Source organism: Mesorhizobium sp. M2A.F.Ca.ET.037.01.1.1, from assembly GCF_003998075.1.
GTDB lineage: Bacteria > Pseudomonadota > Alphaproteobacteria > Rhizobiales > Rhizobiaceae > Mesorhizobium.
Genome location: NZ_RZSA01000098.1, coordinates 1 through 11,134 on the forward strand (window position 1 = coordinate 1; position 11,134 = coordinate 11,134).

The 11,134-nt window shown below is 64.1% G+C and carries 11 protein-coding genes and 1 pseudogene; 7 read left to right on the forward strand and 5 right to left on the reverse strand.

Annotated features, from left to right (window positions below; translation table 11 throughout):
- Window positions 1-196 (forward strand): ketopantoate reductase C-terminal domain-containing protein (locus EOA27_RS07615; RefSeq protein WP_281059399.1); only part of this gene is annotated, 196 nt, incomplete at its 5' end.
- A 471-nt stretch (window positions 197-667) separates the two neighbouring features.
- Here the strand turns inward: EOA27_RS07615 and EOA27_RS07625 are convergent.
- A complete protein-coding gene (locus EOA27_RS07625; RefSeq protein WP_126083491.1) occupies window positions 668-1,381 on the reverse strand; it encodes an SOS response-associated peptidase in 714 nt (237 codons plus the stop codon).
- A 264-nt stretch (window positions 1,382-1,645) separates the two neighbouring features.
- Between EOA27_RS07625 and EOA27_RS07630 the strand changes: the two genes are divergently transcribed.
- A complete protein-coding gene (locus EOA27_RS07630; RefSeq protein WP_126078626.1) occupies window positions 1,646-1,999 on the forward strand; it encodes an ArsC family reductase in 354 nt (117 codons plus the stop codon).
- A 244-nt stretch (window positions 2,000-2,243) separates the two neighbouring features.
- Here EOA27_RS07630 and EOA27_RS07640 read toward each other — a convergent pair.
- The 3 genes and pseudogenes from EOA27_RS07640 to EOA27_RS07650 form a co-directional block, all read right to left on the reverse strand.
- A pseudogene (locus EOA27_RS07640) lies at window positions 2,244-2,605 on the reverse strand (DUF488 domain-containing protein).
- Window positions 2,606-2,627: 22 nt separating this feature from the next.
- A complete protein-coding gene (locus EOA27_RS07645) occupies window positions 2,628-3,884 on the reverse strand; it encodes an aminopeptidase (protein ID WP_126078625.1) in 1,257 nt (418 codons plus the stop codon).
- A gap of 86 nt (window positions 3,885-3,970) precedes the next feature.
- Window positions 3,971-4,885, reverse strand: a complete 915-nt coding sequence (locus EOA27_RS07650) for a LysR substrate-binding domain-containing protein (RefSeq protein ID WP_126078624.1) — start codon at window positions 4,883-4,885, stop codon at window positions 3,971-3,973.
- A gap of 96 nt (window positions 4,886-4,981) precedes the next feature.
- On the opposite strand from EOA27_RS07650, the gene EOA27_RS07655 reads away from it, so the two are divergent.
- The 3 genes from EOA27_RS07655 to sbmA all read left to right on the forward strand — a co-directional run bounded on the left by EOA27_RS07655 (window position 4,982) and on the right by sbmA (window position 7,972).
- On the forward strand, window positions 4,982-5,182 hold the full coding sequence (locus EOA27_RS07655) for a hypothetical protein (RefSeq protein ID WP_126078623.1): 201 nt from the start codon (window positions 4,982-4,984) through the stop codon (window positions 5,180-5,182).
- 232 nt (window positions 5,183-5,414) lie between these two features.
- Complete coding sequence (locus tag EOA27_RS07665) at window positions 5,415-6,572, forward strand: YbfB/YjiJ family MFS transporter (protein WP_245463216.1); 1,158 nt, start codon at window positions 5,415-5,417, stop codon at window positions 6,570-6,572.
- A gap of 122 nt (window positions 6,573-6,694) precedes the next feature.
- Window positions 6,695-7,972 carry a peptide antibiotic transporter SbmA gene (sbmA, locus tag EOA27_RS07670; protein WP_126078622.1) on the forward strand — a complete coding sequence of 426 codons (1,278 nt, stop codon included), beginning with the start codon at window positions 6,695-6,697 and terminating at the stop codon, window positions 7,970-7,972.
- 118 nt (window positions 7,973-8,090) lie between these two features.
- Here sbmA and EOA27_RS07675 read toward each other — a convergent pair whose 3' ends face one another.
- Window positions 8,091-9,101, reverse strand: coding sequence for a polysaccharide deacetylase family protein (locus EOA27_RS07675; protein WP_126078621.1), 1,011 nt, complete (start codon window positions 9,099-9,101; stop codon window positions 8,091-8,093).
- A 203-nt stretch (window positions 9,102-9,304) separates the two neighbouring features.
- Here EOA27_RS07675 and EOA27_RS07680 point away from each other — a divergent pair, with 203 nt between their 5' ends.
- The gene (locus tag EOA27_RS07680; RefSeq protein WP_126078620.1) at window positions 9,305-9,970 is read left to right on the forward strand and encodes a tetratricopeptide repeat protein; all 666 of its coding nucleotides are present in this window, start codon (window positions 9,305-9,307) and stop codon (window positions 9,968-9,970) included.
- Window positions 9,971-10,037: 67 nt separating this feature from the next.
- On the forward strand, window positions 10,038-11,134 hold a 1,097-nt coding region (gene der / locus EOA27_RS07685; protein ID WP_127255854.1), incomplete at its 3' end, for a ribosome biogenesis GTPase Der.

The following is an 11,134-nucleotide window of genomic DNA, read 5'->3' on the forward strand; positions in this document are numbered from 1 at the left end:
CATCAAGGGCGCCGGCGATGTCGGCGAGCACAAGACCTCGATGCTGCAGGACCTCGAGCGCGGCCGCCCGATGGAGATCGACGCGCTGGTCACGGCGGTGCAGGAACTCGGCCGCCTGACCGGCCAGCCGACGCCCACCATCGACAGCGTGCTGGCTCTGGTGCGGCGGCTGGCGATCGAGCGCGGGTGTTATTAGAGGAACGCCGGTCCTGAAGCTCCGTCACTCCGATAGCTCTAACTGCCACAATGAACAAAAATAGAACAAAAGGGTTTTGCTTGAATTGACTCCGCGAGGAACACTTTCCTATTTCGTAGGGCATGCCGGAGCCGAGCAGCAGATCCCGACGCGTCGTTCAGACGCTAAGCCGTGCCCATGAAATCGGGCAGTTAATCCGCGTCCGGTGCATCAACTGCAACATCACCCATCACTACCTCCCCGGAGATCTCCTCAAGCTCATGGGGGACATTCCGTTCTGGGACGTCGAGCGGCACATGCGGTGCGAGCGCTGCAAGCGGCGGGAGTTCGACGTGGACATTTTGCTGCCCAGCGCCGTCCAGGGCGTGAAGATACGCGTGAGGCGCCTTGTGGGGGTGCGTATGGTGCGGCGGGGGATCTGGCGAGACGAAAAAGATTGATAGATCATCTCCTCGCCGGGTCAGAGCCGGGTCAAAGTAATGACATTTGGCCACCCGCCGCATCCCCGGCATTTGGGAACTTGATTTGTGTGGCCGGCTTCTCGACGATCACCAAGGCATCGTCGGGGGCTGTCCGCTGCATGTGCCGCGCTTCGGACCACGGCGCGGTTAGCCACATGTCCACCTCCTCGCGCGTAGTCAGGATCACCGGCATGGCCTTGTCGTGGATTGGCGCTATGAGGGCGTTCGGCTTGGTCGTAAGGAAGCCGTAAAGCTCGAAGTCTCCAGCCCCGTCCTTGACCCTGCGGACCCCCTGCCAGCGCGTCCACATGCCAGCGAAGAAAAACAGCGGACGGTCCCCGCTTCGCGCAAACCAGTAGTTCCGCTGTATGCCCGTCTCAGGGTCCTTGTCGTTGGGCGTGGGGCTGGGCTCCGCGAAGCTTGTAACGGGCACCACACAGCGGTTCTCCACGCCAACATATTGCTGCCAATGGGCGTACTGCGGATTGCGGATGTTGGTGGTCCCGTAGTCCGCCTTGCCCTTCACCCGCTCTGCCGGCGTTGGCATGCCCCACAGCAGCTTGGCAAGCTCACGCTGGCCATCGGGGGCATTGCGGACCACTGCGCCGGGCATGTTGGGATAGACGTCCAGCGAGGGCTCAAGGTTGCCCATGATGTCCCGCATGGCGCGGGTCCACTCGCGGATGGCGTCCTGGCTTGTGGTGATGTTGTAGAGGTTGCACATGCCATAGGATGCCCCAGCGATCGCTCGTAATCCAGAAACAAAAAATGGCCGACGGACCTGTACTGGTCCGTCGAACATGCCTGCATCTCGAACTCTCCAACGCTGAATCGTTGACCTCTTGGCACGGCATCGTGATCCTGACACGAATTGTCACCTGCCGAGCGACGCACCGCTGGCAGGCGAACGATCGGTTCCTACTTGATGTCTGGTCCAAACGGCCTAGGCTTCCGCCGGATTCGAAACCCCACCCGACAGAGGCCCGCCTTGACCATCACCATGTATGGCATCACCACCTGCGACACGATCAGGAAGGCGCGCGTTTGGCTGGAAAGCCACGGCGGGCACTATCGCTTCCATGACTACCGGGCCGAGGGGATCGAGGCTGGGAAACTGGACGGCTGGGTCGGCAAGGTCGGCTGGGAAAAGCTGCTCAACAAGGGCAGCACCACCTTTCGCGAGCTGCCGGAGGCGGACAAGGCCGGGCTGGACGAGAAGAAGGCGAAGAAACTGATGCTCGCCATGCCGACGATGATCAAGCGGCCGGTGCTCGAGGTGGGGGAGCGGGTGTTCGTGGGGTTCAAGGCGGAGGTTTACGAGGAGGCGGTGGGCGGAAAGTAGGCTCGACTACTTAGGCAGCGTTCCTTCGCCCCCCTCTCTGTCCTGCCGGACATCTCCCCCTCAAGGGGGGAGATTAGCCGTCACGCCGGCTTTCGCTAATCGCAGGCGTTGCAAGACAAGCGCCTCGCCAAAGCTGCCAATCGCAGACGTTGCAGGACGAGCGCCGTCGCCAAAGCTGCCAATCTCCCCCCTTGAGGGGGAGATGTCCGGCAGGACAGAGAGGGGGGCGAAGGAACTCGACCTCTCAACAATTAGCTTGGGCTTCCAAATACCCCGCCAGCGCCACCGCGTTGTTGTGCGCCTCGTCATGCGCGCCATAGAGCAGCGTCACCTTGCCCCGCGCATCAGACCACGCAGTTGCGCCACCGCCTCGCCATTCGCGTCAAGCTCCGCCCGATACCGCTTCTGGAACTGCGCCCAGCGCTCCGGCTCATGCCCGAACCATTTGCGCAACGCGTCGCTCGGCGCGATCTCCTGCAGCCAGAGCGTCAGCGCGGCGTGCTGCTTGGCGACGCCGCGCGGCCAGATGCGGTCGACCAGCACGCGCTGGCCGTCGGCTTTCGCCGGCGGCTCATAGACGCGCTTCACCGCTATGTCGAAGGCCATCACATCTCCGCTGGCGAGGAGGTTATGCCCACTCGCCCTTGCGCATCACCGGCACGCGGTTGCCGTCCTTGGCCACGCCGTCGATGTCGATCTTGTCCGAGCCGATCATCCAGTCGATGTGGATGAAGCTCTTGTTGCCGCCGCGCGCGGCGATCTCGTCCTGGCTGAGCGAGGCGCCGTTGACGAAGCACTTCGAGTAGCACTGCCCGAGCGCGATGTGGCAGGCGGCGTTCTCGTCGAACAGCGTGTTGAAGAACAGAAGCCCGCTCTTCGAGATCGGCGAGGAATGCGGCACCAGCGCCACTTCGCCGAGACGGCGCGCGCCCTCGTCGGTGTCGAGCACCTTCTTCAGCACGTCCTCGCCCTTCGAGGCCTTGGCCTCGACGATCCGCCCGCCCTCGAAGCGCACCGAGATCTCGTCGATCAGCGTGCCCTGGTAGGAGAGCGGCTTGGTCGAGGAGACGTGACCCTCGACGCGCCTGGCATGCGGCGTGGTGAAGACCTCCTCGGTCGGGATATTGGGATTGCAGGTGACGCCGTTCTTCGCCGTCGAAGCGCCGCCCATCCATTCATGGCCATCCGCCAGCCCGACGGTGAGATCCGTGCCCGGCCCGGTGAAATGCAGGGAATGGAAATTGTGCTCGTTCAGCCATTTCGTGCGCTCGGCCAGCGCCGCGTTGTGCGCCTTCCAGTTGCCGATCGGGTCATCGACGTCGACCCGCGAGGCGGAGAAGATGGCGTCGGCGAGCTTCACCACCGCGACGTCGTCCGGCTCGCCCGGAAACACTTGGCGAGCCCAGGCAAGATCGGGATAGGCGACGATGTTCCAGTTGATGTCGAAGCCGGTGATCTTCTCCAGCGCCGGCTGATAGGCCATCGAGTTCGCCTTGTTGGCGCGCGCCACCTTGGCCGGGTCCTGCGAGGAAAGCAGCGACGGATCCTCGCCGCGCACCGCGAGCCGCGCGGCATTGTTCGAGAAGGCCTTCGCCATGCCCTCGTAGAGCCAGCCGGCGGCGCGGTCGAAGCCGGCATCGGCGCCGTAGCGAAAGCGCGCCAGCGTGATCTCGTCATCGTTGAAGATCGGCGTCACCAGCCCGGCGCCAGCCTTGTAGGCATGCTCGACGATGCGCCGCGTCAGCGGCAGCGCCGCGATCGACGAAGTCAGCACCAGATCCTGACCGGGCTGCAGTTGCAGCCCGACCTTGATGGCGACTTCCGCCAGCCTGTCGAGCTTCACCGGATCGATGCTTGCCAAAACGCCGCGCGAATGTGTGGTCATGATCCTGCCTGCCGTTATGTTGGGGTTCTCATCCTTACATAGACCGCTGCGATTGACCTTTCCACCGCGATTGACTGGGCATGATTTCAGGCAGCGCTGTCCAGCGCGCGAAACTGCGCCACCGTCACCTCGATCTCCTCGCGGATCCAGGCCTTGAAATCGCGCACCTTGCGGCTTTCACTCTTGGTGGCCGAGGTCACCAGCCAGTAGCCGAGCCCGCTCTCGGCCCTGATCCCGAAGGGCGCGACCAGTCGGCCGTCGGCCAGCGCGTCGGCGGTCAGCAACTGCCAGGCAAGCATCACGCCGTGACCGGCGATCGCCGATTCCAGGCAAAGCATCGGATCGGTGAAGCGCGCGCCCTTCTGGAAGGTGACCGGCTCGACGCCGGCGGCCTCGAACCAGCTGTCCCAGCTGAACATCGCCCGCTCGTCGGTGATGGCGCAGGTCTGCGCCAGATCGCCGATCGAGTGCAGCCTGGCCGCGATCGAGGGCGCGCAGACCGGAAACACCTCCTGCGCAAGCAGAAGCTCGGCGCGGTCGCCTGGCCATTTGCCGTCACCGAGCCGGATGGCGATATCGATGTCGGAGCGGTCGAGATCGGCGACCTTGGCCGAGGCGTCGATGCGCAAAAGCACGTTCGGATGCCGCGCGAAATGCCGCGACAGCCGGGGCAGCAGCCATTTCGAGGCGAAGGCCGGCGCCACCGAGACGACCAGCGTGCATTCATTGGCCTCGTCGGCCAGCGCCACCGCTTGCGCGAGCTCGCGGAAGCCGGTGCTGAGCCGCGCCGTGAAGGCGGCGCCGAATTCGGTCGGCACCAGCCCGCCAGGCGTGCGTTCGAACAGCGCCTGTCCCAGCTGCTTTTCCGTGCGCTTGACCTGCTGGCTGACGGCGCTGACCGAGACGTTCAGCTCGGCGGCGGCTGCCGCCAGCGATCCCAGCCGGGCGACGGTTTCCACGGCGCGCAGGCCGTTGAGATGGACGCGGTTGAGCATAGCCATTCAGTTTTTCTAAATGGCGTCGATCGAAATCTCAATTGAATCCCGACGGGAAAGCGCAGAATTTAACACGAATAGCCTTGAGCCACGAGTAGTCCGATGAAGATTTTATCCTTGCTGAAAGGGTTTGCCGGGACCGAGGCGAGGTCGCGCGACGATGGCGAGATCGCCCGCTGGATCACCGATCCGCTGTCGCATCCGGTGCTCGACACGATGTCGGAGCGCGAACTCGGCGACATGCCGTTCCGGCTGACGGCCCGCCGGACGGCCTACGAGACGGCAGGGGCGGGCTGTCGCTAGTTATTGGCCTTTCGGCGGCGCTCCCCCTCATCCGGCCGCTTCGCGGCCACCTTCTCCCCGGTGGGGAGAAGAAGTTGGCGCCGGCGTCGACAATCTCCTCTCCCCAGCGGGGAGAGGTCACCCGAGCGAAGCGGAGGCTGGGTGAGGGGACGTCTACGCCTGGGGCGCGTCCCCGCGCTGGCCCAACGCAAGCGCATTGTTTCGCGAGCGCACATTCTTATTGTGCGCCGCAATGAACGCCTCGCCATCTCCCGTGCGTCTTGCCTTTGCCGGCATGGTCGCGCTTGCCGTCGCCCAGGGCATCGGTCGCTTCGTCTACACGCCGATCCTGCCGGGCATGATGGAGGGACTGCACCTGACCCCGGCCGATGCCGGCTGGATCGCGGCCGCCAACTATCTCGGCTATCTCATCGGCGCTTTGGCCGCGGCCGGCGGCTGGGCGCATGGCCAGGAGCGCCTGCTGATGTTCGCCGGCCTGGCCGCCAGTGCCGTGCTCGCAGGGCTCATGGGTCTCAACGAGACGATGGCCGCTTTCCTGCTTCTCCGCTTCCTCGCCGGCCTCGCCAGCGCCTTCGTCATGGTGTTCATGGCCTCGATCGTCTTCAGCCATCTGGCGGAAGCCGGACGCGGCGATCTGCAGGCGCTGCATTTCGGCGGTGTCGGCCTCGGCATTGCCGTCTCCTCCGCACTGCTCGCGATCCTCGTCTCCGAACACGCGGATTGGGCCGCGGGCTGGCTCTGGTCCGGAGCGCTTTCGGCGGTTGGCTTGCTGATCGTCATGCTGCTTGCGGGCTCGGCCACGCCGGCCAATGGCGTTGACGGGCGTGAGCCGGCGCTGCCGAAAGACCGGTCGCTGGCGAAGATGATCGTCGCCTACGGGCTGTTCGGCTTCGGCTATGTGGTGACGGCCACCTTCCTGGTCGCCATCGTTCGCCAGGGCGGCGGCGGCCGCGTGTTCGAGGCTACCGTCTGGATGGTCGCCGGGCTTGCCGGCTTTCCCTCGACCTGGTTCTGGCACAAGCTCGCCGCCCGCATCGGGATCTACGCCGCTTACGCTGCGATCTGCCTGATCGAGGTGGTCGGCGTCACCGCCAGCGTGGTCGTCAAAGGTGCCGCCGGGCCGCTGATCGCCGGTGTCCTGCTCGGCGGCACCTTCATCGCCATCACGGCGCTGGGGATACAGATGGGCAGACAGCTCGCGCCGCGGGCGCCACGCCGCGTCTTCGCAGTGATGACGGCGGCCTTCGGCCTTGGCCAGATCGTCGGCCCGGTCGCCGCCGGTCTGCTCGCCCAGGCGTCGGGCAATTATACCCTTGCCTCTATCATGGCGGCGGTTGCCCTGTTGCTCTCCGGCGTCATTGCCTGGTCGGCCGCGCCAAAATCGCCATGATTTGCGGCCTTGTTCGATGCCGGGCATCGGGCAGGGCATTTTCTTTCCCCCTAATGTGTGACCTTATGCCCGCCGAACAGCAACGCCGCTGATTTGCGGTCAGACCGAGGAAACCCGCCACAGTGTTCGTATCTTTCTTCCCGCAGCCGAAGCTCTTCTTCACCTCGGCCGCCCTCTGGAGCCTTGCGGCGATCCTGTTCTGGTTCTTCGGTGGTGAGCAACTGGGCGCCGTCTTCGGCTTGCCGCCGGCAGCGGCCGGCACGCCGCCCATTATCGGCATCGCGGTGCTGTGGTCGAAGCCGTTCCTGTGGTTCTATATCTACTTTGTGGCCTGCGTGGCGGTCTTCTACGCCTTCTGGAGCTGGTACGCCCCGCACCCGTGGCAGAACTGGTCGATCCTGATGACCGCCGTCATCCTGTTCTTCATCTACTTTAACGTTCAGATCTCGGTTGCGGTCAATAATTGGTATGGCCCCTTCTTCGACTACGTCCAAGGCTTGATGTCGGGAACGACTCCCTCGACCAACATAGAATTCTACAAAGGGCTGGCCGATTTCTCCTGGCTGGCGCTGGTCGGCATGAATGTGCAGGTGGTCAACGCCTTCATCGTTAGCCACTGGATCTTCCGTTGGCGCACCGCGATGAACGATTACTTCATGGCCAATTGGGGCCGGCTGCGCCACATCGAGGGCGCCTCGCAGCGTATCCAGGAAGACACGATGCGTTTCTCGCAGATCATGGAAGATCTCGGCTCGACCTTCGTTCAGTCGATCATGACCCTGATCGCCTTTCTGCCGGTCTTGATTCAGCTACAGGCTCACATCACCGAATTGCCGATCATCGGCGCGGTCCCTCAACCACTGGTCGTTGCGGCATTGGGCTGGTGTCTATTCGGAACGATCTCCGTCATGGTGGCGGGTCTTAAGCTCCCGGGCCTGCAGTTTCGAAACCAGCGTGTCGAGGCAGCTTATCGCAAGGAGCTTGTCTACGGCGAAGATCATCCCGACCGGGCTCAGCCGGCGACGACGACGCAATTGTTCAACAACGTCCGCCGCAATTATTTCAAGCTCTATTTCCACTACATCTATTTCAACGTAGTTCGTTACACCTACCTGCAGGCCGACAACATCTTCTCGCTGCTGATCCTCGGGCCTTCGCTGGTCGCGCACAAGATCACGTTTGGCGCGCTGAATCAGATCTCGAACGCGTTCGGCAAGGTGACGAACTCGCTGCAGTTCCTGTTGAATTCTTGGTCGACGATTGTCGAGCTGCAGTCTGTGCACAAACGTTTGCGTGCCTTCGAGGCGACGCTGCAAGGCGAACAACTGCCGGTTATCGATCAGCATTATCTGGAACGCGAGCAGGCTGGCATGCGTCCCGAAGATCAGCCGGTAAGTTAAAGCAGCCTCCCGAAAGTGGGAACCGGTTTCGGGATCGAGACATGCGTAAGATCAAACCTAAAGCGCATGGAGCGAATCTGAAAGATCGCGCCGCGCGTTAGGGCGCGGCTGGGTCCAGTCAGCCGCCCACACTCGCCTGCGCGCGTCCGGCGCGCTGCCGCGAGACATAATCGCGAAAGCTGATGCACTCGACGTCGGCTTTCACGCAGACCTCGTCGGCGAAGCGCTCCAGCGCGTCCCAATAGGCGCCGCCGTTCATCAGCGTGAAGTGGAAGCCGAGCTCCAGCGGCAGGCGCTTGCTGATGTACTCAGCCTCGAAGGCGGTGAGGAACGCCTGATAGGCGCGCTCGGTGAATTCGCCCGCCATCGCCGGTTTCTCGGCGCCGTCTGAATGGCGGACATAGAGATTGTAGTCCATGGCGACCACCGGCCTCGCCTTGGGCCCCTCCGGGATGAGCGGCAGGGCGAAACGGATTGTGCCGTCGCGGGCCGGCGGTAGTTCGGGGCCGTTGGAAACGCCGCTCGCGTCATATTGGAAGCCCGCCTCGGGCAGCGCTTCGTAAAGCGCCTTGTTCGTTGAAAGATACGGCGCGCGAAACCCGACCAGCGCATGAGCCGCGAAATCGTGCCAGTCGGCCGGTTCGGGGATGCCGTTGATCGCATAGGCGTTCTCGAAGATGCGCCGCACGGAGGCGAACTCGGCCAGCCAGTCGGCCTTGCTCCAATCCTTGCCGTCGAAATGGCCGCAGGCATGGCTGCCGATGTCGTGGCCCTCGGCAGCCGCCAGCCGGACCTGCTCGAGCCGATCCGCGACGTCCTGTTTCGAGGCGCCGAAGCCGACATTGGATTTGCCGGCGGTCTTGCCGGGGCCGGCATATTGTTGTCGCGTGTCCGGCGAGAGCAGGAAGACGCAGGACAGGAAATAGGTGAAATGCGCGCCGGTGCGCTTTGCCAGCGCCCGGCTTCGCTGCCATTGCGAGATCTCGCGGGCGGCATCGAAAGAAATCAGCACGACCTGCTTGGGCCTGGCCGGCGAAACGGCTGGCGGTTTCGGCGGATCGGCGAGGGCGGCATTGGCTGAGGCCAGCGAAGCAAGGCTGTAGGCGAGGACGCGGTACGAACGAAGCATTGGCAACCTTCTGGCAGGACCCTTCGGGCCGATCGGAAGCCGGCTATCGCGCAAATGTGGCGTCGATGCGATCCGGCAAGCCCCGTGCGGCATCTGGCGTTCTCAGCCGATTTTCCGGCCCGCCCCCTTCCATGCCGACAAATTTTCGCTAAAACGCGGGCTCAAGAAGCGCCCCCCTCTGGGGCAATAATGGTTTTTGATTGATGTCGGACGACAGTTTTATCCGCGAAGTCAACGAAGAGATTCGTCGCGAGCAGGCGCAGGCGCTGTGGGATCGTTTTGGCCCGGCCATTCTGGGCATCGCCATCCTGATCGTGCTGGGCACTGCCGCCGTCGTCGGCTACCGCTACTGGGACGAGAGCCGCGCCAACCGCTCGGGCGACGCCTTCTCGGCGGCCCTCAAGCTCGCCAATGACGGCAAGAACGACGAGGCGATCGCCGCTCTCGACCAGCTGGAGAAGGACGGCTACGGCGCCTATCCGCTGCTCGCCCGTATGCGCGCCGCGACCGTCAAGGCCGACAAGGGCGACGTCGACGGCGCGGTCAAGGATTTCGATGACGTCGCCGCCGACAACGCCATCCCCGCCGGCATCCGCGACATCGCGCGGCTGAGAGCAGCTCTGCTGCTCGTCGACCACGGCTCCTTCGCCGATGTCTCCAGCCGCGTCGAGGCGCTCACCGCCGACACCAATCCGCTGCGCCATTCGGCGCGCGAGGCGCTTGGCCTTGCCGCCTGGAAGGACGGCAAGTCGGCCGATGCGCTCAAACTGTTCGACCAGATCTCTTCGGACGAGGCTGCCCCGCGCAATGTGCGCCAGCGGGCGCAGCTGATGTCCGAGCTGATCCGCGGGTCGGGCAACGCGTCGTGATTGCATGTCGCCCAAAAGTGCGCAGCGGTTTTGGGGCAAACGACATGCAAAATAAACGGTAGACTGGATGTCGTTCAAAGTCGCCATCATCGGCCGGCCTAACGTCGGCAAATCGACTCTTTTCAATCGGCTGGTCGGAAAGAAGCTGGCGCTTGTCGACGACACGCCGGGCGTCACGCGCGACCGCCGCGTCCATGCGGCGAAACTCTACGATCTTTATTTCGATGTCATCGACACCGCCGGTTTCGAGGATGCGGCCGCTTCGACGCTGCCCGGCCGCATGCGCCAGCAGACCGAGATCGCCATTCGCGAGGCCGACCTCATCTTCTTCACCGTCGATGCCAAATCCGGCCTGATGCCGGACGACCGCACCTTCGCCGACGTCGTGCGCAAATCCGGCAAGCCGGTGGTTCTTGTCGCCAACAAGGCCGAGGCGCGCGGCGCTCAAGGAGGACTGCTGGAGGCCTGGGAGCTCGGCCTCGGCGAGCCGATCCCGGTCTCGGCCGAGCACGGCCAGGGCATGCCCGACCTGCGCGATGCGGTGGTCGAAGCCTTGGGCGAAGAGCGCGCGCTCGGCGAGGAGGAAGACGACAGCGACGAGATCGCCGCCAGCGAGGTGTTGATCGGCGAGGACATCGCCGACCCGGATGCCGAGCCCGCCTATGACGACACCAAGCCGCTGCGCATCGCAGTCGTCGGCCGCCCGAATGCCGGCAAGTCGACGCTGATCAATGCGCTGATCGGCGAGGAGCGGCTGCTCACCGGCCCGGAAGCCGGCATCACCCGCGATTCGATCTCGGTCGACTGGGATTGGCGCGGCCGCCGGATCAAGCTGTTCGACACCGCCGGCATGCGGCGCAAGTCCAAGGTGCAGGAGAAGCTGGAAAAACTCTCGGTGCAGGACGGGCTGCGCGCCATCCGCTTCGCCGAGATCGTCATCATCGTGCTCGACGCCACCATCCCCTTCGAGAAGCAGGACCTGCAGATCGCCGACCTCATCATCCGCGAGGGCAGGGCGCCGGTGATCGCCTTCAACAAATGGGACCTGATCGACAACCCGCAGGAGCTTTTGGCCGAGCTGCGCGAAAAGACCGAGCGGCTCTTGCCGCAGGTGCGCGGAATCCAGGCGGTGCCGGTCTCGGCCGAGACCGGCACCGCCTGGAT